Here is a 21,310-nt window from a genome sequence, read left to right as displayed (position 1 = left end):
TAAAAGTGACGATCATATGTGAACAAGAGCAGTGCGAGGGGAATCGTCTCGAAGGGCTGATGAGCGATAAACAAATGCATGACGTCGCTGCAATGCAATGTAAGGCGGTGTTAATGTTTGGCGCCGGGCAAGTAAGCTGGAACCCACGAAATAATGGTCAGACGAACCAAGGAAGAAGCGGCAGAAACGCGCAATAGTATTCTCGACGCGGCAGAACGGGTTTTTTTCGAGAAAGGCGTTTCACGCACCACGCTGGCCGACATCGCGCTGGAAGCCGGTGTTACGCGCGGCGCAATCTATTGGCACTTTGCGAACAAGGGCGACCTGTTCACCGCCATGTTCGACCGCAGCCTGTTACCGCTGGACGAACTCGTCGAAGCAACGCTCGACACCAAAGAGGCGGACCCGCTTGGCCGGATCCGCGACATCTTCATCTGGTGCATGCGCAATATCGCGCTCGACGAGCAGCGCCGCCGCGTATTCGACATCCTGTTTCTGAAATGTGAGTTCGTGGAAGACATGGGGCCGGTGCGCGAACGGCATCAGACGAACATGCGCGAGGGGAAGGAGAAGATCGAGCGCGGACTGCGCAATGCGGTTGATAAGGGCCAGTTGCCGGCCTTGCTCGACACGCGCCACGCCACCACCATCCTGCACGCGCTCTTCACTGGCATTCTCTACGACTCACTGATGTGGCCCGAGAGCATCGATCTCAAGAATGATGCCGAACGCATGATCGATTCCTGTTTCGACGTCATGCGCTATAGCCCCAGCATGCTGCTGCGTCCCGGCGAATCCTTGTAGCCGGGTCTGCCTGCGGTGCTATCGCAGACCGTAGCGCTGCGCGAGAAACAGGAAGATGGCGACACAGCAGAGCATCGCGGCCCACGCCCAGGCGGGCAGGCTGTGCGGATGCGAATGGCGAGGCGCGTGACCGGGCAGCCGGTGGCGCAAGACGCCGCCAAGGGCATCAGCCGTCGCCGCCGCGCGGGATTTTTGCGTCGCAGGGGCACCGTGACGGGCGAACGCCGCCGACATGCTGATCGGCCGCAAGAACACATGGCGTCGCGAGACCCCCGGTTCGGGCGTGATCGCCGGTGGGTGGCCATGCTTCGCCCGCACGACTTCGCAGAATTCGATAAAAAAATCGTCGGCGACTTCGCGCAGCGAGTTTTCGATCTGGCGCGCGGGCAAACCTGCCAGCGGCCCGGTGAGCGTTGCCCAGACCGTGTATTCGATCCATGTGGATGCCCCGTCCTCGTCCGGAATCAGTGCCACCGCGATTTGTCCGCGCAACGATCCCACGCCTTCGCCGCGCGCCTTGAAACTGAGGGTTTGCGCCTCGACCTCGCCGGGCCGGCCGTCATGGCGTGGCAAACGGGTGGCGTCGGCGACGTGCGCCCGGATCGCGTAGTGCGCCCGCAGCGCGCCGAGCGGCACCGTCAATCTCAACGTGTATTCGCCGCCGGCGAGGCGCACCAGGGATTCGCAGTTATCGATACTCGCGCGCACCAGCGCAAGATCTCCCAAGGCCTCGCGCACCTGAGCAGGCTCGAGCGGGATGCGTAAGGCATCGGCGACTTCCATCAGACTCTCCCAAGCATGGCGCCCACTGCAATGATATTGACCCGGCGTTTCAGGTACCGGCCGTCTCGTCGATACGATCGACTCGCGACGGATAAAACGCCAGATAGCTTTTAATTTGTGCGACGCCTTCTTTCGGCTGCTCGTAGCTCCAGACGGCGTTCTCGATCGGGCCGTCCTCAGTCAGCAGATGGTAGTACGTAGCATCGCCCTTGAAAGGGCAATATGAGGTATGCGTGGATTTCGAGAGGCGCGCCATGTTGACATCGGCACGCGGGAAATAATGCACCGGATCGTGGCCCGTTTCGCTCAGCGTCAGGGCTGCATGGGTGTCCGCAAACGTTACGCCTTGGTGAATCACGCGATGGCGCCGCGTATTCAGCGAGATTTCGATGTGATGGGTGTCGGTACTCATGGCACGCTCCCGGTACCAGGAAACGAAACGGCCGCCGCGCGGTTTGCAGCAACGACATAAAAAAGCCACGGGTTTCCGGGACCCGTGGCTTTCATTATGAGACAAGTTCAGGGTGCTTGTACAAGCTCCGCGAACGTCTTTTGGTACCTGCGCCACACTTGACGCTCCGCCGCAATCCTTTGTTTCATATGCGGTTTTACGTACGGTGGTCCATCACGGCGCATGCTGGTTCTGTTGGCGCTCGAAGACTTACTGCATGGACCAGTGGAAATCGGCCTTCGCCTTGCCATCGCCGGCCACCGTCACACCCTGCTTCTTTTCCGAATCCTTGTAGCGGGCGTAAACCGTGTAATGGCCCGGCGGCAACTTCACCAGCATGTACGGGCCTTGGGCGTCGGCCTTCAGCACCTCGGTATTCTTTGCATCGGCAATACGCACGTGGACGTCAGCCAGATAGTCCGACGTCGGCCCCGTGAAGCGCAGCGACAGCGGCCAATGCGCCTGCGCGCGAATCAGCGCGTGCGATTCGTCGAGCCCTACGCCGCCGGAAGTGAACGACACATCACCCTGCGTCTGGATCTGCGGCAAGCCACCGCCATTCGTGTTGCCGGCGCTGCTCATGTCGCTCGTTCCCCCGCCCACGGTCTGGGCGAACGCGCCTCCAGCCATACCGAACGTCATCACGGCCGCGAGCACCGCAATGGACGCTTTCGTCACGGCGGGCCGGTTGTGTTTAGTCAATGCAGCAGCGTTTGCTTCGGTATTTGCTTCAATCGCTGTTTTAGTCGTCTTGGTCATCGTGATCTGCTCCTTATGGACTTCAGACGCCTTTATCGGCGTTCCGCTTTTCCCCCGCCGTGTCCAGCACGCAACATTTTGGGCAATCGGGCCAAGCGGTTCGGGAGAGAAGCTATCAGCACGCTTCGTGCCTGCATCCCACCCCATTTTCCAGGGCGGCACGCGGCACGTGCCGCCCTGTTCCCGCATCGGATGGAGTTCAGCCGGCGCTTACATCATCTGACACATGACCTGATGCATCCCCCGGCAATCAACCCAGATCCACCGGCACGAAGATCTGGGCATCGTCGCGCTGGATCAGCAACGCGATGCTGTCGCCAGCGTGAGCCACCATCGTCTTCAATTGCTGCACGGTCGTGACGGGCTGGCCGTTGACCGCCAGGATCACGTCGCCGGCCTGGATCCCGGCGCTTTCCGCGGCGCCACCCGACTGTTGCACCAGCAAACCGCGAGACAGCGACGCGCTCTGCTTCTCTTCAGGCGTCAGCGGCCGAACGGCGACGCCCAGGCGGGCATCCTGCGATGCCGAATCGCCCTTGTCCGCACCCTGGCCCGTGCTGGCGGTCTTGGTATCGGACAACGTGCCCACGGTCACCGTCAGGTCCTTCGTGGCCTTGTCGCGCCAGACCTGCACCTTCGCCGTGGTTCCCGGCGCGAGCGCCGCCACCTGCGACGGCAACGCGTTCGAGTCCGCAACCGGCTGGCCATCGACCGAGAGGATCACGTCGCCGGGCTGGAGACCCGCCTTCGCCGCCGGACCACCCGCTTCAACCGAACTCACCAGTGCGCCATTCGGACTTTGCAGGCCGAACGACTTCGCGAGCGTCTGGTCCATACCCTGCACGGTCACGCCAAGACGGCCGCGATCCACATGCCCGGTCTTCACCAGCGCATCTTTCACCTTCATGGCTTCATTGATCGGGATTGCGAACGACAGTCCCTGGAAGCCGCCGGTCTGCGAATAGATCATCGAGTTGATGCCGATCACTTCGCCTTGCAGGTTGAAGAGCGGGCCGCCCGAGTTACCCGGATTCACCGGCACGTCGGTCTGGATAAACGGGGTGTAATTCTCGTTAGGCAACGAGCGCGATTTCGCGCTGATGATGCCGGACGTCACGGTGTTGTCGAAACCGTAAGGTGAGCCGATCGCAACCACCCACTGGCCGACCTTGCTGCCGTTCGGATCGCCAATCTTGACGGTCGGAAGGTTCTTCGCATCGATCTTCAGCACGGCGACATCCGACTGCTTGTCCGAACCGATCACCTTCGCGCGGTACTCACGCTTGTCGGTGGTCTTGACCGTGACCACGTTCGCGCCATCGACCACATGGGCATTGGTCAGGATGTAGCCGTCGCTGCTCACGATGAAACCCGAACCCAGGCTTTCGCTGGGGGTATCGGCGGCATTCTGGCCGTCGTTGCCGCCCATGCCCGGGACGCCATTACCGTAGAAGTGCTTGAAGAACTGGTAGAACGGATCGCTCGGATCGATCGGCAATTGCGGGTTGCCCCCATTCATGCCGCCATTCATGCCATTGCGGCGCGACGCGGTCTTCACCACGTGTTTCGCGCTGATGTTGACGACCGCCGGGCCGTAGGTTTCGACCAGCCCGGAGAAATCGGGAATACCGGTCTTCGCGGCGGCTTCGGCCGGCATCATCGCGGCTTGTGCCGGCGTGATGACCTGCGGTGCCGGGACGTTCCGGTTTCCGGCCACATAACCCGCCGACAAGGCAACGGCAACTGCAACCGCAACGGCGCTGCGGGAAATGATCTTCGCTTTCATCGTGTGCTCCTCGGGAATGCGCTTCAGGATGAAACGAAGAGTAAGAGGCCCCGCTTAAAGGGCACTTAAAGCCGGCGACTTAGGCCGCTTCAAGCCGATCTGAATTGAATCGAGACCAGCAAACCGCCGTTTTTCGATTCGGCGAGCGAAACTTTCGCGTCGTGCTGCATCGCGATCCGGCGCACGATTGCAAGGCCCAGCCCGCTGCCCGCCACGTCCGTGCGCGCCCGGCTGGAGCCCGGTCCCACGCGATAAAACCGGTCGAACACCCGCTCGCGCTCATCGGCGGGAATACCCGGACCGGTATCGGCGATCTCCACGGTGGGCTTGCCGTCGTCAAGCTGCAGGCAGACATCCACGCGACCGCCGCTCGGTGTGTATTTCGTGGCGTTATCGATGAGATTGTTGAACATCACGCGCAACGCATTGGCGTCGCCGGTAATGGTCGCCGGTTCGCTCGCTTCAATGCCCAGGTCGACACCACGCTGTTGCGCCACCAGCACGGACGCGCCCACGCATTCGTCCAGCAGTGCGTGCAGGTCCACCGGCTTGGTCTCGCTCTTGCCGTCGGGTTCCGAGCGCGCGAGTGCCAGCAGTTGCTCGGCCAGCCGCGTGGCGCGCGTGATACCCGCTTGCAAGTCGTCCAGCGCTTCCTTGCGTGACTCGTCGTCCTTCGCTCGCGCCACCAGTTGCGACTGGATCTGCACGGCGGCCAGCGGCGTGCGAAGCTCGTGCGCGGCATCGGCAACAAACGCCTTTTGCGTATCCAGCGCGGTCGCGAGACGTGCGAGCAACGCGTTCAACGCGCGCACGACGGGGACGACTTCTTCGGGCAAGCGGTTGTCGGGTAAAGGCTCCAGCGCTTCAGGATGACGGGTGTCGAGCGCACGCGTGACACGTTGCAACGGCATCAAACCCCGTCCGACGATGATCCATATCGCCATGCCGAGCAGCGGTAACAACACCACCAGCGGCCACAAGGTTCGCCACGCAACACCCGCCGCCAGCCGGTTGCGGATGGACAACGGCTGCGCGAGCTGGACGACGTTATCGCCAACAATAGCGCTGTAGACGCGCCATACACCACGGGGCGTGGCTTCCGTGGAAAAGCCCAGTTCCGCATGCGGCGCCAGCGGCACGCGCGGATGCGAGTAATACATGAGCACGCCGTTGCGGTTCCAGATCTGAATGACAACGCCTTCGTCGCTGTCGCTGCGCGATTGCAGCACGGACGAAAACGGCTCCGACGGCAACGCGGCCGCGATCTGTTCCAACTGGTAATCGAAGAGTTCGTTCGCTTCGGCCAGCGCCTGACGGTAGATCAGCCAGCCCGCAAACCCCACGCCGACGATCACCAGCGCCAGCAGCCAGACCAGCAGTTGGCGGCGAATGGAATGCATCAGGCTTCCTTCGACACCATATAACCAAGTCCACGGACATTGCGGATAAGGTCGGGCCCCAGCTTTTTACGCAGCGAATGGATGTAGACCTCGACCGTGTTACTGCCGATTTCCTCACCCCAGCCGTAGATTTTTTCTTCGAGCTGGCTCTTCGATAAAACCGCGCCCGGGCGAGCCATCAGGGCTTCGAGCAGCGCGAATTCGCGGGCCGAAAGAGCGATGGGATTGCCTTCCAGTGTGACCTGGTGGCCCACCGGGTCCAGCGTCAGTGCGCCGTGGCGGATCAGCGAGTCGCCGCGGCCCGCATGACGGCGGATCAGGGCACGCATGCGCGCGCCCAGTTCGTCGAGGTCAAAGGGTTTGACGAGATAGTCGTCGGCGCCGGCGTCCAGGCCTTTTACACGGTCGGCAATGGCATCCCGGGCGGTGACGATCAGCACGGGCAATGCGTTCCCTTTTGCTCTCAGGCTTTTGAGGACGTCGAGGCCATCGCGTTTCGGCAGGCCCAGGTCCAGCAGCATGAGATCGTAAGGTTCCCCACCTACCGCCGTCAGGGCGGCTTCACCGTCCTGCACCCAGTCCACCGCGAAACCGTCGCTGCGCAGCGCCTTGCGGACGCCTTCCGCAATCATTCTGTCGTCTTCTACCAGTAGGATTCGCATCGGTTCAGGTCACGGCTTGTCTTGGCTTTGCAGCCCGGACGATCATTCTAGCCGGGCCGAGTTAAGGCGGGCTTAAAAGGGCCTTAAGACGGGTTTTCGTCGCCGGCCACCCTGCACGCCCTTGGGTTCGCTTATTTTTAGAGACCCCGCCGCCGGCGCTAATGAGCGATGCATACCGATTTCGTTTCCGTGAAACCCTCAATCGCATATTTGCCGAATTCACGGCCTATCCCCGACTGCTTGTATCCGCCAAACGGCATGCCCGGATCCAGCGGAACGTGGCAATTCACCCATACCGTGCCCGCTTCCAGTCGAGGGATCAGGTTCATCACCGCCTTGAGGTCATTGCTCCACAGGCTGGCAGCCAATCCGGTGTGCCTATGCGGGGAAGTCGATAGTAATCCGTTGTATGCCCGTACCCGGGTTGTTTCAGCTCGACGCGCAGCCTCGCTCGCCGCTCGATCGTCTGAGTCAGCGCGAGTTGATCGCTATCCGGCTCTTTGGCGAAGGGCTGTCACACAAGGAGGTTGCGCAGCGCTCGGGCAATCGCGCCGACGACCGTGCGCCACTACTTGCGCTGCACCTATAAAAAGCTGGAAATGCACAACAAGAGCCAGATTCAGCGGTTGCTTGGTCTTGGCATGCGCGGCAACGGTCCATTGAGTGGAAATGGTTGAGTCGGGGCGCGAGCGCGCGCCGTGCATGCATGCATGCGTGCGTGCGTGCGTGCGTGCGTGCGGCACGAAATCGAGCACCGATTTCTCACCCCTGCAGCTTGACGATTGCACCGCGCCCATCACGGCTTCGCGTTGCGTCAACGCCCGGCGCCAAACCCGTCGAAGAACGCGCGCGCATTCACCTCCAGCGTATCAATGTGATACCCGCCCTCCTGCACGATCAGAGTCGGCAAGTTCAGCGCGCCGACCTGACGTCCGAGCTTGCCGAAACCCTCGGTGCTTACCGCGACCTGCGACTGAGGATCGTCCTTGTAGATATCAAAGCCAAGCGCCAGCACCAGTACGTCCGGCTGGAAGCGCTCGAGCACACGCGCGGCGGTATCGAGACGATCGAAGAACACGTCCTCCGGCGAACCATGCGGCATCGGCAAATTCACGTTGTAACCGTCGCCGGCCGCGTGGCCGTGCTCGTCGTCAAAGCCGGCAACGACCGGATAGAAGTTCGTCGGGTCGCCGTGAATGGAGACATACAGCACGTCGCTGCGGTCGTAGAAAATCTCCTGCACGCCCTGGCCGTGGTGCATGTCGGTATCGAGAATGGCTACGCGGCCAACCTTTGCACGCAGCGCCTGCGCCGCGATGGCCGCGTTGTTCAGGTAGCAGAAACCGCCAGCTGCTTCAGCGCGCGCATGATGCCCCGGCGGCCGGCACAATGCATACGCCTCACGCGCACCGTCAAGAATGGCGTTTGCCCCCGCCAGCGCGCTTTGCGCTGACCAGTACGCGGATTCGTAAGTATCGGTGCCGATCGGGCAACTGCCGTCGGCGAGATAACGCGCTGCTTGCCCGAGCACCCCACGCAGCGGATTGTTCTCGCGGATATACACATTCGACATCACTTCGTCGCCCCATTCGGCGGACACCTTTTTCCACTCGCGATGCGCCTCCTCAAGGAAGCGCAAGTAGTTCATGCCGTGCACTGCGGCGAGCGGCGCCGCGCCAAAGTCTGCGGGTTCGCGGACATCGAAACCCAGCGCCTTCGACGCCTCGACCAGCCGCAACGCGCGCTCCGGAATCTCCTGCGGTGTGCGCATCTGGCCACGCGAAAGATACGTGCGCGGATGATGCTTGAGTTGCAAAGGATGGAAGTAAGTCAGCATTGCCGGGTCCTTGTTACGCGGTGATCGTCGCGCCAATTACCGCACGCGCCAGTACCGCATTGATCAAAACGTTCGCGCCGCAGGTAACGTCTTCGGGAAGCGCGTCCTCCGCTTCATTGTGCGACAGCCCATCCACGCAGGGGATGAAGACCATGGCCGTGGGCACATGCCGCGCGAGGTGGATGGCGTCATGACCCGCGCCGCTGACAATGCGCTCGTAGGCGTAGCCGAAGCCTTTCGCGGCGTCTTCCACGAGATCGACGCACGTGGAATCAAACGGTGTCGCGGGGCTTTTCCAGTACGTTGCGATGTCGGCTTCAAGCCCTCGGTCCGCGGCGATTTTGCCGAAAGCCGCACGCACTTCGTTTTCCATCGCGTCGATTTTCGTGTCGTCGGCGTGACGCAAATCGACGGTGAACACAACGCGCCCCGCAATGGTGTTACGCGATGAATTCGGCACGTCCACCTGGCCGATCGTGACCAGTCCAAGCGGCGCGAAACCTTGCGCAATAGCTTCAAGTTCAAGCGCCATCGCCGCACTCGCAAACAACGCGTCCTTCCGATACGGCATCGGCATCGTGCCGGCGTGCGCGGCAACGCCCGTGACTTCGACATCGAGCCAGCGGATTGCCTGCCCGCCGGTGACAACGCCGATAGGATTGCCGTGACTCTCCAGAATCGGCCCTTGTTCGATATGCGCTTCGAAATACGAATCGACGTGTTGAACACCGAGTCCGCGTGTTCCCGCACAACCGATTTCGTTTAACGCCTCGCACAACGTCACGCCTTCAGCGTCCTTGGTCTGCAGCGCAGTGTCCAGCGGCGTCGCGCCGACAAACACTGCCGAGCCGAGCATGGCCGGCGTGAAACGCGCGCCCTCTTCGTTTGTCCACGAGACGATCTCGATGGCCTTCCCGGTCACCACATCGTGATCATTCAACGTGCGCACCACCTCGAGCGCGGCCAGAACACCGTAGACGCCATCGAAGCGACCGCCTTCCGGTTGTGTATCCAGGTGACTGCCGATCAAGACCGGTTTCGCGTTCGCGTCCGTGCCTTCGCGACGCGCGAACAAGTTGCCCACTTCATCGGTACGCACCGTCATTCCTGCTTCGCTGCACCACGTGGCGAACAACTCGCGCCCGCGCCGGTCTTCTTCCGTCAATGCAAGGCGACGCACTCCGCCTTTCAAGGTCGCGCCGATTTTCGCCATCTCCATCAGGGTCGCCCACAAACGCGGACCGTCGATTTTCAACATGATTCGGTAGCCTCCAGATTCAGCGAGTCGCCAGTGCTTCCGGAGCGTCGGCACGGCGATGTTTCAGCGCATCGAGTGCGACGATAGAGAGCAGTGAAATCCCGGCGAGACACGTATAAAACACCGCGAGCGGCCACCATTGACCGGTGAATTTATGTGCAAGCCAGGTGCCCACGAGCGGCGTCAAACCGCCCGCAATCGCGCCGCAGACCTGATAAGAAATCGAGATTGCCGAGTAGCGCACACGCACCGGGAACACGCCGCTGACAAAACCCGCGATCACCGAATAGAAGCTCGCCATGCAGACCACCGCAATCGCGATGCCGATAATCATCGACACCATGTTGCCGCTCTGTACGAGGATGAACATGGGATACGGCGAGATCATCGCGCACAGCGCCGTGAGCTTGAGAAAGCGCGCACCGCCGATCTTTTCGGCCAGCCAAGCGGCGAGCGGCTGCGTGAGGAACTGGATGATTGCAACCGCAAACAGGCAATCGAGGATCAGCGATTTCGTCACGCCCACATACTGCGTGGTGTACGAAATCATGAAGGTGTTGGTGAAATACACGCCCGCAATGCCGATCGTATTTGCGCCAATGCAGAACGCGACCAGCGCGCCCGATGAGCGGAACACTTCGGCTATCGGCAATTCAACCGTGCGCTTGGACAACTTCTCGCGCTCGAATTCCGGCGACTCGTTCACACCCATTCGAATCATGATGCCGACCACGAGCAACACCGCGCTTATCAAGAACGGCAGACGCCAGCCCCACGCGATGAACTCCTCATGCGGCATGGATGTCACCGCGCGGAACGCGATCAGCGAAAGGATCAGTCCGGCCGGGCTGCCCAATTGCGCGAACGACGCGAAGAATGTCCGCCGCCCCTTGGGTGCATGTTCGGCTGCCATCAACACCGCTCCGCCCCATTCGCCGCCGACCGCGATGCCCTGCACCACACGCAGCAGCACGAGCAGGACCGGCGCGAGCACACCGACCTTCGCATAAGCCGGCAGCAAACCGACGCATACGGTCGCCACGCCCATCATCATCAGCGTGGTCATCAGCGCTTTCTTGCGGCCGATCTTGTCGCCAAGGTGCCCGAAGATCAGACCGCCCAGGGGCCGTGCGAAGAAACCAACGGCAAAGGTGGCGAACGACGCCATGGTGCTGATGAACGGATCATGCGACGGGAAATACAGTTCGCCGAACACCAGCGCGGCGGCGGTGGCGTAGATGTAGAAGTCGTACCACTCGATCATCGTGCCGATAAAAGCGGCGGTCGCCGCGCGCACGGGCTGGCGGGTTGAAATGGGTGCTGGGGTCACGGTGGCTCCTGAAGCGCTGCGGATACAACACATCAACATGTTGTCAGGCTGTTTTATCGCCAGCCATAAAACATTAGTCCAATTTCGATTTATTATTCACCGTATAAATTTGGCTAATACCTCTGCCTGTACAACGGACCTCTTCATGACTCAACGGCGTGTGGATATCACGCGATTCCTGAATGACCGGCTCGACTGGAACCTGCTGCGGACCTTCCTGGTGATCATGCAGGAGCGCAGCGTGAGCCGCGCCGCCGCGCGCCTGCATCTCACCCAGCCGGCGGTGAGCCAGGCGCTCAAGCGCCTGGAAGACACGCTCGGGCGCAGCCTGATCCAGCGCCGCGGTCCGCACTTTGAACCCACGCGCGCGGGCGACGAGGTGTACCGGATCGCAAGCGATATCTATGGCCACATGTCGCGGCTAGAGACCGAACTCGATGACCGCAGCGAGGACATCACCGGTTCGATCCGGCTCTTGACGGTGAGTCGCATCGACTCCGGCGTGTACGACGAGTTTCTCGGCGAATTTCACCGGACTTATCCGCGCATCGACTTGCATATCGAAGTGATGCGTTCGTCGGACATCATTTCGTCGCTGCTGCAAAAGACCGCGACGGCGGGGCTCAGCCTGTGCCGTACACCTATCGATAAACTCGAGCAGCGGTGTTTCCTGCGCCAGCGATACGCCATTTTTTGCGGCCGGTACCATCGCCTGTTTGGACGGCACGGGCTGTCCATGGAAGACCTGCTCGCGGAGAATTTCGTGTCGTTCACGAGCGACCAGATTGGCGACAGCTTGTCGCCGCTGACCGTCTTTCGCGACCAGCGCGGGTTCACGGGACGGATCGTGGCGGCATCGCCCAGCCTGGACGAAGTGCGGCGGCTGATCTTCGCGGGATACGGCATTGGTTGCCTGCCCGAGCACATTGTCCGCGACGACCTCACGCAACAGCGCCTCTGGCGTTTGCCGCCGGAGGAAGGTCTGGTCGATGTCGACGTCGATCTGTTGTGGCATCGCGGACGCAAGATGAACGCGGCGGAGCAGGCGTTTCTCGATGGCATGGAGCGCACGATGCAACGTTATTCACTACCCGAGCGGCTGGCCCCGCGCTGAGTCCTGGGTGGACTGCGGGGCGCCAGGGCTTCGCACCCGACGCCGGATGAAAGCCGGCAAACCTTAAACCGTAAGCAGAACCCCCATACAATAGCCGCACCGCTCGGGTGCCCCTCGCCCTGCAATCCGCAAAACCGCACGACATCACGATCCGACCACATGTATAGAGCCCCCTTTTTGAACAGGAAAAATCCACTTGTCAAACGTTGGCGTGCAGCCGCGACCCTGGTCATAAGCGCAGCCACTTTCACCTTCGCGATGAACACGCCGGTCGAGGCCCGCGGCAGTGGCGGTCCCAAAGCGGAAGCGCAGCAGCAAACGGCGAAACGCGCCGCGGCGAAGAAGTCGAAGTTCAACAAGCGCGTCGTCGTCCCGGCCGGCCCGCTGCCGGCCACCGTCATGGCGGCGCTGGCACGCGCCCACGTGCCGCTTTCATCGATGAGCGTAGTGGTCGAGCGGATTGGCGGCAACGGCGTGCCGCTCGTCGCGATCAATGCCAACGAGCCGATGATGCCCGCCTCCACCATGAAGCTGGTCACCACGTACTCGGGCTTGTCGCTGCTGGGCCCGGATTACCGCTGGAAAACCACCGCCTACGCCGACGGTGAAGTCGATGCAAATGGCGTCCTTCACGGCAACCTGTATATCCAGGGCACGGGCGATCCGAAACTCGTGCCGGAAGAACTCATCGACTTGGTGGACCAGATCCGCCGCAACGGCATCACGGGCATTGATGGTGCGCTGGTGCTGGACAAACGCTACTTCGATACGTCCACGCGCGACCTCCCCGCCTTCGACGCCGACGAAAGCGCGCCCTACAACGTCGGCCCGGATCCGCTGCTGTATGCGTTCAAATCGCTGTCGTTCACGCTGACGCCGAGCCCGGACGGCCAGGTAGCGATCGACGTGCTGCCGCAACTCGCGCAGTTGCAGATCGACAACGAACTGCACGTCACGCGCGGCGCTTGCGCGGGCTCCCTGCCGGCGGCGTCGCCGAGCGTGGCGCAAACCACGGGCGGTTTCGTGCAGGCGTCGTTTATCGGCGACTATCCGCTGCGCTGCGGCCCACGCACCATCAACGTCGCCGCACTCGACCACTCCACCTTCTTCGCCGGCGGCTTCCTGGCGCTGTGGAAACAGGCGGGCGGGACCTTCAACGGCACCACGCGCGAAGGCCCGACGCCGGTCAGCGCGAGGCTGGTCGGCACGCACCGCAGCCCGGTGTTGTCGGATATCGTTCGCGACATCAACAAGTTCAGCAACAACGTGATGGCGCGCAACCTGTTCCTGACCATTGGCGCCGCGATGGGCAAACCGCCCGCAACAACCCAGAAGTCATCGGCGGCGATCCAGGCGTTCCTGCACCGGAGCGCGCTGCCCATGACCGGCCTCTACCTCGATAACGGCTCGGGCCTGTCGCGCGAAGAACACATCACGGCGCAATCGCTCGCCGACCTGCTCACGGCAGCGAATTCGAGTCCGGTGGCACAGGTCTTCATCGAGTCGTTGCCCATTGCGGGCGTGGACGGCACCATGCGCAACCGGCTAACCAACGCGGGCGCGGGCGGTAACGCCCACATCAAGACGGGCACGCTGCGCGACGTGCGGGCCATCGCCGGCTATGTGGGCGCGGAGAACGGCGAGAGCTACGTGGTCGTGAGTTTTATCAACGATCCGCGCGCCGAAGCGGCGCGGGCGGCGCATGACGCGCTGCTCGAGTGGGTTTATGAAGGCGCGCGCCGCACGGCATCGGCTGAATGAGGCGCTTCCTGACCCGCTTAGAACCCGAGGAAGCCCAGTCTGCAAGCACAGGCAAACCCTCGTAGGAAACAATCTCAAATCCTCTTAAAGATTCGGTAAGCTATCGCCACGCCAAGCCGACGACACGCATTGTCCGCAGTGCGTGTCGTTTGAAGCCAGCGCCCAAGCGGAAAGCCAGCCGACAGAAAACTCGAAACGGCGTGCAGACCACATGACCAGATAAACGAGGACCGAGGAGATGAAGTCAATGAAACCTGCCCTGACGAAACCCGCTGCGCGTCAAACGCGCTGGCTGCTCGCCGTCCAGACGGCCACGGCATGCGCCGCGTTTGCATTGCTGGCCGCTTGCGGCGGCAGCAGCAATAACAACAGCACGCCCCCGGGCGGTGTGACGCTGCAAGTGGTGTCGTTTGGCGACAGTCTCTCGGACGTGGGCACGTATGCGCCGGTCGCAGCAGCGAACTTCGGCGGCGGCCGCTTCACGACCAATCCCGGCCAAGTCTGGACCCAGAACGTCGCGCAGTATTACGGCGGCACGCTGACCGCGGCGAATACCGGCGGCTTCGGCATCCCGCTTTCGGCGGCCAGCGGTTTGGGTTATGCACAAGGCGGCGCACGCGTGACGCTGCAGCCGGGCGTTGGCCATGCCACGCCGGGCACGCCGAACGCCGACTACTCACAGGCCACGACGATCCCGATCAACGACCAGGTGACCCAGTTCATCACGTCGCATGGCTCGTTCAACGCCAACCAGCTCGTGCTGGTGAACGGCGGCGCCAACGACATCTTCTACAACCTGACCGTCGAGCAAGCGACTGCCGCCGGCATCCAGGCCCAGCTTGCCGCGGGAACCATCACGCCGGCGCAAGCGCAGGCAGCGGGCGCCGCTGCGCAGACTGCCGCGACGAGCGCCATCAGCCAGGCCGCAATCGACCTGGCGACGGTGGTTGGCCGAGTGCTGCAAGCCGGTGCAACGCACGTGGTGGTATCGACCGTTCCTGATATTGGCGGAGCGCCGCTGGGCTTGGCCAGCGCCGATCAAGGCGTGACCTTCTCGCAAGTGACGCAGTTGTTCAACGGCACGTTGAAAGGCGCGCTGCAGCAGGCCGGGCTGTTGTCGAAGGTGGTCTACGTCGACGCCTACAGCTGGGTGGACGGTATCCAGGCGAACTTTCAGGCGAACGGCTTCACGGTGTCGAATACGGGCACGGCCTGCAATCTCGCCGCGATGACCGCTGCCGCGACCAAGCTGGGCGAGCCGGATCCGTCGGCATTCGCTACGTCGCTGTTCTGCTCGCCGCAAACCTATACGGTGGCCGGCGCGGACCAGTCGTACATGTACGCCGACACGGTCCACCCGACGACGCATCTGCACGCACTGTTCTCCACGTTCGTGGAGCAGCAGATTGCTGCAAGCGGGCTGGGGAAATAATCCCGGCTGGAGGAGCGTGAAATAGAAAATGCCCGGTCTTCTTCTGACCGGGCATTTTGCATTTTGGGGGCGCTTCCCGTCGCCGTCAGACTGGGAATTTATTGCCCCGCATTTTCGCAGGCGGGTTTAGAAACTTATTTGTATCTTAACTATTCAAATCGCCTTGACCCATGATTCGAAAGGCTTTTTTAGGTGATCTTGCCTCACGTGGCGCCAGCCGGCCGCCCGTCTAACCCCTGCTCTTCAAACGCCGCCGCCGCGCGTCCCAACCGGTCGTTCACCGCGCTCCATTCCGTCGAATCCGGCAGCGTCTCGATCAAAATCCGCTCGACATTCGCGCAATCGAGCGCGCGCAGCAGACCGTACAGTTCGCGTGCATAGCTCTGCGGGTCATCAGGCGCAGCAACGAAATGGACATTTGGCGCGTGGGCCCATTTACCCGCGCTCGATGCCCGCGCGACCAGCGCCAGCTTCTTGCCGCCACTCGCCGGATGCGCGGCGAGCATCCGTTCCAGCGCCGCGAACGGCAGCAAACTGAGCGGCGTGCGCGGCGCGTAGTGCGCCTTCAGCGTGCCGGAGGCGCGTGGCGCGCTGGCGTCGCTGCCATCGGGCAGACGCGGCATCACGCCAAGCACGTCCGCAATCTCCAGCGGACTCACATGCCCCGGCCGGAGCAACGCGGGAAAGCCCCGTGATAAGTCAAGAATTGTAGATTCGATGCCCACATTCGCCACCCCGCCATCGAGCACATGCACGCTTGAGCCGAATTCGTCGCGGACATGCTGCGCCGTGGTCGGGCTGACATGCCCGAACCGGTTCGCCGATGGCCCCGCCACGCCGCCATGACCATCGCGCAGGGTGCTGAAGGTGGTGAGCAGCGCCTGCGCGACCGGATGTGACGGGCAGCGGATAGCGACGGAATCCTGCCCGCCGCTGACCGCCGCCGGCACGTGCGCCGCGCGCTTGAGGATCAGCGTGAGCGGGCCGGGCCAGAAAGCATCGATCAGTTTCTGCGCGTCGGCTGAAAGCGTCTGGACCCAGTACGCCGGATCGCTGCCGGGCGCGAGATGCACGATCACAGGATGATTCGACGGCCGCCCCTTTGCCGCATAGATCCGCGCGATGGCCTCGGGATTCTCGGCATCGCCGCCCAGTCCGTAGACGGTTTCCGTCGGAAACGCGACGAGCTGGCCGGCGTCGAGCAACGTGGCCGCCTCCCGGATCTGCGCGACGGTGGGGGTGTCGAAAGTCATCGAGGTCAGTCCAGCGCAATGTGCAGCATGCGGGCGCAATCGCGCGCCGCTGTGCGCACTTCTTCCAGCGTGGCCCCAGTGAAATTCACATGGCCCATCTTGCGGCCGGGCCGCGCCTCTTCCTTGCCGTACAGATGCAGGCGCGCAGTCGGCAACGCCATCACGTCATGCCACGGCGGCGTGCGCGCTTTCGCGCCTTCGAACCAGATGTCGCCGAGAATGTTCAGCATGGCGGCCGGCGAATGCTGGCGTGTGTCGCCGAGCGGCATGCCGGTCATCGCGCGGACTTGCTGCTCGAACTGGCTGGTCGCGCAGGCATCTACGGTGTAGTGGCCGGAATTGTGCGGGCGTGGCGCCATTTCGTTCGCGATCAGCGTCCCGTCTTCGAGGATGAAAAACTCCACGCACAGCACGCCGACGTAATCCAGCTTCGCGGCGATAGTCAGCGCGGCGTCCTGCGCCTGGGCCACGAGAGCAGGCGACGCATCCGGCGCCGGCACGACGGTCTTCGCCAGAATTCCGCCAACGTGCTGGTTCTGCGCGAGCGGAAAGACGGCCGACTTCCCGTCGCCCGCGCGCGCGATCAGCACCGACACCTCGAACTTCAGCGGCATGCGCTTTTCGAGCACGCACGGCACGCCCGCGAGCGACCCGTAAGCCGTGCGCACTTCATCCACATTGCGCACGCTTGTTTGGCCTTTACCGTCGTAGCCCAGGCGCGCCGTCTTCAGAATGCCCGGCAATACGGCGGCGATCTGTTCGTCGCTCAAGGCGGCCAGCGCCTCGGGCGACTCGATCACCACATGCGGCGCCACCGGCACGCCCGCGCTCGCGATAAACCGTTTCTCCGCCACACGATCCTGCGCAATGGCGACACACCGGCCGGCGGGGCTCACGAAGGTGGTTTTCGCGATGAAATCGAGGCTGGCGGACGGCACGTTCTCGAATTCCGTCGATACCGCCGCACACAAGCGCGCGAGTTCGGTCAGCGCGGCGGGGTCGTCGTAGGCCGCGCGCAGGTGTTTATCGGCGACGGAACCGGCGGGACTCGCCTCGTCCGGATCGAGGACCGCCACGCGATAGCCCATGGACTGCGCGGCGAAACAGAACATGCGGCCAAGCTGGCCGCCGCCGACCATGCCGAGCCATGCGCCCGGCTGGATGGGAGAACTGGGTTGGGTGTGTGCGTTCATCTTGTGGGGTCGGTCAATCAGTCTCGGCCGGAAATATTGCCGGAGGTGTTACGTGAAACGGCTACGATTACAGCGGCGGGAGGACCATGGCGTGCGCTGCGTCGTTCTGGCGCGCGCGGAATGCCGCGAGCTTGTCAGCGTAGGCCGTTTGGGTGACAGCGAGTATGGAGACCGCGAACAACGCCGCGTTCGCCGCCCCCGCCTCGCCGATAGCAAACGTCGCCACGGGCACGCCCTTGGGCATCTGCACGATCGAATGCAGCGAATCCACGCCCTTCAAATATTTACTCGATACCGGCACGCCCAGCACCGGCACCGTGGTCTTGGCGGCGAGCATGCCCGGTAAATGCGCCGCGCCGCCCGCCCCCGCGATGATCGCCGCAAGGCCACGCGCCCGCGCGCTTTCGGCGTAGGCGAACATTTCGTCGGGCATGCGGTGCGCCGATACAACCTTCGCTTCGTAAGGCACGCCGAATTCCTGCAGGATCGCGACCGCGTTTTTCATCACGTCCCAGTCGGAACTGGAACCCATCAACACGCCGATCAACGGTGCGTCGTGCGTGTGGGCCGCGGCGGCGGTCTGGACTTCGCTCATCGTGCTGCATTCCTTTGGGGTGGACAGGCCTTCGGCGGCCTTTTTCGGGTGATGCGGATTGATAGCTTGCCGGTCATCGTGGAACGGCTTTCCGGGCTCGGCGATGCAAACTTGGGTGCGTTGAGCGCCCGCGGCTTTTTCCCGGCCGTTACGGCGGCCAGGCCACAGGAAACGCCCGCCGCAGCGAGCGCCATCCTGGCCGCCTGAAACCTTACGCCAGCGACTGCCCGGTCAACCGTTGCAGCGCTTCTTCATACTTTTCGGCCGTTTTCGCGACCACATCGTCGGGCAGCTTCGGCGCCGGGGGCGTCTTGCCCCACGCTTGCGTTTCGAGCCAGTCGCGCACGAATTGCTTGTCGAACGACGGCGGGTTCGTGCCCACCTGATAACCGTCCGCCGGCCAGAAACGCGATGAATCCGCCGTCAGCACTTCGTCCATCAGGAACAGTTCGCCGCGCGTGTCCAGCCCGAATTCGAACTTCGTATCCGCGATGATGATGCCGCGCGTTGCCGCGTACTCGGCCGCTTCCTTGTACAGCTTGATCGAAATTTCGCGGATGGTGGCCGAGAGTTCCGTGCCAATCCGGCGTTCCATCTCATCGTAGGTGATGTTTTCGTCGTGATGGCCCATTTCCGCCTTCGCTGCCGGCGTGAAAATCGGCTCGGGCAGCTTTTCCGCGTTCTTCAGGCCCGGCGGCAATGCCACGCCGCAGACCGAACCCGTGGCCTGATAGTCCTTCCAGCCGCTACCGGCCAGATAACCGCGCACGACCGCTTCCACGAGGATCGGCTCCAGGCGCTTCACGACGACGGCGCGGCCTTTGACCTGATCGGCTTCATCGGCGGCAACGACGGTTGCCGGATCGATGCCCGTATTGTGGTTCGGCACGATGTGCGAAAGCTTCGCGAACCAGAAATCGGCCATCTGGTTCAGGACGCGGCCCTTGTTCGGAATGGGCTCGCCCATGATCACATCGAACGCCGAGAGGCGGTCGGTGGTCACGATCAGGAGTTTGTCCTTGCCGACTGCGTAGTTGTCGCGGACTTTGCCGCGGCCAAGCAGGGGCAACGATTTCAGCGTGGATTCGTACAGCGGGGAATGTGGGGTGGACATCGTCATCTACCGGAAAAGTGCCGCAAATCAGGCTGAGAGAAAAAACCAACACGCCGTTCCCCGGAATTGCGGGAACGGCGGTTCGTGTCGGCTGGCCCTGTCAGGCGCCCGGGGTCAGCCTTTGCATTCATTCTGCGGTTTGATGCCCGGCGCAAAACCGGGCGACAAGCGCGACTCACCTCTATTGTAAACGGGTCGGGCGGACGACTCGATTTTGGTTCATCGACGGCGAGGCCGCAGACGAAACCGCCCGCTACGCCGTCGAGGATGGCCATCTCAAAAAAGGCCGTCCAGCGGGCCGTTCAAACGCCTGCCCCGGGCTTATCAATCAACTTTTGACCCAAGGCAGGCTGGCGCTGCAAGCCCGGTCAGACCGGGCCAAAGCGCTTGTCTCGACTTGCTTAGCGGACGATTTGAGCCAGTTCGCCGGACTTGTACTTCTCGGCGATTTTATCGAGCGGGACCGGTTTGATCTTGCTCGCCTGGCCCTCGCAGCCGAATTGCATGTAGCGTTCGAGGCAAATCTTCTTCGCCGCCTCGCGGGCGGGTTTCAAATAGTCGCGCGGATCGAATTTCGACGGATTTTCGCCGAAATAGCGCCGAATTGCACCCGTTATTGCCAGACGCAGGTCGGTATCGATGTTCACCTTGCGAACGCCGTGACGGATGCCTTCCTGGATTTCCTCGACCGGCACGCCATAGGTTTCCTTCATGTCGCCGCCGAATTCGCGGATTTCGGCCAGCAGGTCTTGCGGCACCGACGACGATCCGTGCATCACCAGATGGGTGTTCGGGATGCGTTGGTGGATTTCCTTGATGCGCTGGATGGCGAGGATATCGCCCGTTGGCTTCTTGGTGAACTTGTACGCACCATGCGACGTGCCAATAGCGATAGCTAACGCGTCGCACTGGGTTTTCTTCACGAAGTCGGCGGCTTGTTCAACGTCGGTGAGCAACTGCTCGCGGGTCATCGTGCCTTCGGCGCCGTGACCGTCTTCCTTGTCGCCCTTCATGGTTTCGAGCGAGCCGAGCACGCCGAGTTCGGCTTCCACCGTCACGCCAATGGAATGGGCTGCTTCGACCACCTTGCGTGAGACGTCGACGTTGTATTCATACGATGCGACGCTCTTGCCGTCGGCTTCAAGCGAGCCGTCCATCATGACGCTGGTGAAACCGCTGCGGATGGCGGCCATGCAGACTGCGGGGGACTGTCCGTGGTCCTGGTGCATCACGACCGGGATATGGGGATATGACTCGACCGCTGCTTCAATCAGGTGACGCAGGAACGCTTCGCCTGCGTATTTCCGCGCGCCGGCGGAGGCCTGCATGATGACCGGTGCATTGACCTGGTCGGCAGCGGACATGATGGCTTGTACTTGCTCCAGGTTGTTGACGTTGAATGCTGGGAGCGCATAGCCGTTTTCAGCCGCGTGGTCCAGCAGTTGACGCATTGATACGAGAGGCATGGGTAAAACTCCTTGAGATGGAACGAAGTCTTTTATTGGCTGTTTGCGGTGTTTTTGCTCTTTTGGGCATCGCCAGGTTTGTAATATTTTAGCCGGGCCGATAAGCGGCCTATGTGCTCGTTCGCACCGGTGGCGGTTTTTTGGGGACGTGGGTAGGGCGAGGATGCAGCAGGGACAAAGCTTGGGATGCTGGTATCGGGCTTAACAGCCGGCGTTAATGAGGGTGTCCCGGATTTTGTGTAAACGGGTTTTCGTTTAACGCGGCGACATCCGGTCTTCGAACTGGATAGTGAAGCGGTTTAGGGCCGCCTT

General features: G+C 62.3%; 19 protein-coding genes and 2 pseudogenes. 6 read left to right on the top strand and 15 right to left on the bottom strand.

Features of this window, described 5'->3' with window-relative positions; translation table 11 throughout:
* Window positions 1–153 precede the first annotated feature (153 nt).
* Window positions 154–804 (top strand): TetR family transcriptional regulator, encoded by a 651-nt coding sequence (locus tag ABH944_RS33635; protein ID WP_404611749.1) that lies wholly within the window; start codon window positions 154–156, stop codon window positions 802–804.
* Between the two features lie 18 nt (window positions 805–822).
* On the opposite strand, the gene ABH944_RS33630 is transcribed toward ABH944_RS33635, so the two are convergent.
* From ABH944_RS33630 to ABH944_RS33600, 7 genes and pseudogenes are all read right to left on the bottom strand, one after another.
* The gene (locus tag ABH944_RS33630) at window positions 823–1,587 is read right to left on the bottom strand and encodes an SRPBCC family protein (RefSeq protein ID WP_404611747.1); all 765 of its coding nucleotides are present in this window, start codon (window positions 1,585–1,587) and stop codon (window positions 823–825) included.
* A 49-nt stretch (window positions 1,588–1,636) separates the two neighbouring features.
* On the bottom strand, window positions 1,637–1,999 hold the full coding sequence (locus ABH944_RS33625) for a DUF427 domain-containing protein (protein WP_404611745.1): 363 nt from the start codon (window positions 1,997–1,999) through the stop codon (window positions 1,637–1,639).
* A gap of 249 nt (window positions 2,000–2,248) precedes the next feature.
* A complete protein-coding gene (locus ABH944_RS33620) occupies window positions 2,249–2,680 on the bottom strand; it encodes a carboxypeptidase-like regulatory domain-containing protein (RefSeq protein ID WP_404611900.1) in 432 nt (143 codons plus the stop codon).
* Between the two features lie 367 nt (window positions 2,681–3,047).
* Window positions 3,048–4,583, bottom strand: a complete 1,536-nt coding sequence (locus tag ABH944_RS33615) for a DegQ family serine endoprotease (protein WP_404611743.1) — start codon at window positions 4,581–4,583, stop codon at window positions 3,048–3,050.
* Between the two features lie 89 nt (window positions 4,584–4,672).
* Window positions 4,673–5,983 (bottom strand): sensor histidine kinase, encoded by a 1,311-nt coding sequence (locus ABH944_RS33610; protein WP_404611741.1) that lies wholly within the window; start codon window positions 5,981–5,983, stop codon window positions 4,673–4,675.
* Window positions 5,983–6,645 carry a response regulator gene (locus ABH944_RS33605; protein ID WP_165086807.1) on the bottom strand — a complete coding sequence of 221 codons (663 nt, stop codon included), beginning with the start codon at window positions 6,643–6,645 and terminating at the stop codon, window positions 5,983–5,985. The genes ABH944_RS33610 and ABH944_RS33605 overlap by 1 nt, the downstream gene beginning before the upstream one ends.
* Window positions 6,646–6,803: 158 nt before the next feature.
* A pseudogene (locus ABH944_RS33600) lies at window positions 6,804–7,016 on the bottom strand (aldehyde dehydrogenase family protein); the annotation flags it as partial.
* 29 nt (window positions 7,017–7,045) lie between these two features.
* Between ABH944_RS33600 and ABH944_RS33595 the strand changes: the two are divergent.
* Window positions 7,046–7,322: pseudogene (locus ABH944_RS33595) on the top strand (response regulator transcription factor); the annotation flags it as partial.
* A gap of 137 nt (window positions 7,323–7,459) precedes the next feature.
* Here ABH944_RS33595 and ABH944_RS33590 read toward each other — a convergent pair.
* The 3 genes from ABH944_RS33590 to ABH944_RS33580 are packed head-to-tail and all read right to left on the bottom strand — an operon-like array spanning window position 7,460 to window position 11,070.
* The gene (locus ABH944_RS33590) at window positions 7,460–8,482 is read right to left on the bottom strand and encodes a histone deacetylase family protein (protein WP_404611739.1); all 1,023 of its coding nucleotides are present in this window, start codon (window positions 8,480–8,482) and stop codon (window positions 7,460–7,462) included.
* 13 nt (window positions 8,483–8,495) lie between these two features.
* Window positions 8,496–9,740 (bottom strand): Zn-dependent hydrolase, encoded by a 1,245-nt coding sequence (locus ABH944_RS33585; RefSeq protein ID WP_404611737.1) that lies wholly within the window; start codon window positions 9,738–9,740, stop codon window positions 8,496–8,498.
* A 19-nt stretch (window positions 9,741–9,759) separates the two neighbouring features.
* Window positions 9,760–11,070, bottom strand: a complete 1,311-nt coding sequence (locus ABH944_RS33580; protein WP_404611735.1) for an MFS transporter — start codon at window positions 11,068–11,070, stop codon at window positions 9,760–9,762.
* 145 nt (window positions 11,071–11,215) lie between these two features.
* Between ABH944_RS33580 and ABH944_RS33575 the strand changes: the two genes are divergently transcribed.
* The 3 genes from ABH944_RS33575 to ABH944_RS33565 all read left to right on the top strand — a co-directional run bounded on the left by ABH944_RS33575 (window position 11,216) and on the right by ABH944_RS33565 (window position 15,377).
* The gene (locus ABH944_RS33575) at window positions 11,216–12,184 is read left to right on the top strand and encodes a LysR family transcriptional regulator (protein ID WP_404611733.1); all 969 of its coding nucleotides are present in this window, start codon (window positions 11,216–11,218) and stop codon (window positions 12,182–12,184) included.
* Window positions 12,185–12,442: 258 nt separating this feature from the next.
* A complete protein-coding gene (dacB, locus tag ABH944_RS33570) occupies window positions 12,443–13,945 on the top strand; it encodes a D-alanyl-D-alanine carboxypeptidase/D-alanyl-D-alanine endopeptidase (RefSeq protein WP_404611897.1) in 1,503 nt (500 codons plus the stop codon).
* A 247-nt stretch (window positions 13,946–14,192) separates the two neighbouring features.
* On the top strand, window positions 14,193–15,377 hold the full coding sequence (locus tag ABH944_RS33565; protein ID WP_404611731.1) for an SGNH/GDSL hydrolase family protein: 1,185 nt from the start codon (window positions 14,193–14,195) through the stop codon (window positions 15,375–15,377).
* Between the two features lie 203 nt (window positions 15,378–15,580).
* Here ABH944_RS33565 and ABH944_RS33560 read toward each other — a convergent pair whose 3' ends face one another.
* The 3 genes from ABH944_RS33560 to purE all read right to left on the bottom strand — a co-directional run bounded on the left by ABH944_RS33560 (window position 15,581) and on the right by purE (window position 18,418).
* Entirely contained in the window at window positions 15,581–16,630 is a 1,050-nt protein-coding gene (locus tag ABH944_RS33560; protein ID WP_404611729.1) for an L-threonylcarbamoyladenylate synthase, read from the bottom strand.
* Window positions 16,631–16,635: 5 nt separating this feature from the next.
* Entirely contained in the window at window positions 16,636–17,823 is a 1,188-nt protein-coding gene (locus ABH944_RS33555) for a 5-(carboxyamino)imidazole ribonucleotide synthase (protein ID WP_404611726.1), read from the bottom strand.
* Window positions 17,824–17,890: 67 nt separating this feature from the next.
* Entirely contained in the window at window positions 17,891–18,418 is a 528-nt protein-coding gene (purE, locus tag ABH944_RS33550; protein WP_404611724.1) for a 5-(carboxyamino)imidazole ribonucleotide mutase, read from the bottom strand.
* A 66-nt stretch (window positions 18,419–18,484) separates the two neighbouring features.
* On the opposite strand from purE, the gene ABH944_RS33545 reads away from it, so the two are divergent.
* On the top strand, window positions 18,485–18,625 hold the full coding sequence (locus ABH944_RS33545; protein WP_404611722.1) for a hypothetical protein: 141 nt from the start codon (window positions 18,485–18,487) through the stop codon (window positions 18,623–18,625).
* A 4-nt stretch (window positions 18,626–18,629) separates the two neighbouring features.
* Here ABH944_RS33545 and ABH944_RS33540 read toward each other — a convergent pair whose 3' ends face one another.
* A complete protein-coding gene (locus ABH944_RS33540; protein ID WP_404611720.1) occupies window positions 18,630–19,532 on the bottom strand; it encodes a phosphoribosylaminoimidazolesuccinocarboxamide synthase in 903 nt (300 codons plus the stop codon).
* A 401-nt stretch (window positions 19,533–19,933) separates the two neighbouring features.
* Entirely contained in the window at window positions 19,934–20,998 is a 1,065-nt protein-coding gene (gene fba / locus ABH944_RS33535; RefSeq protein ID WP_404611718.1) for a class II fructose-bisphosphate aldolase, read from the bottom strand.
* Window positions 20,999–21,310: the final 312 nt, after the last annotated feature.

Source organism: Caballeronia udeis, assembly GCF_044909315.1.
Classification (GTDB): domain Bacteria; phylum Pseudomonadota; class Gammaproteobacteria; order Burkholderiales; family Burkholderiaceae; genus Caballeronia; species Caballeronia udeis_A.
Note: the sequence above shows the minus strand (reverse complement) of the source record. Positions and strands in the feature narration are given on the sequence as shown.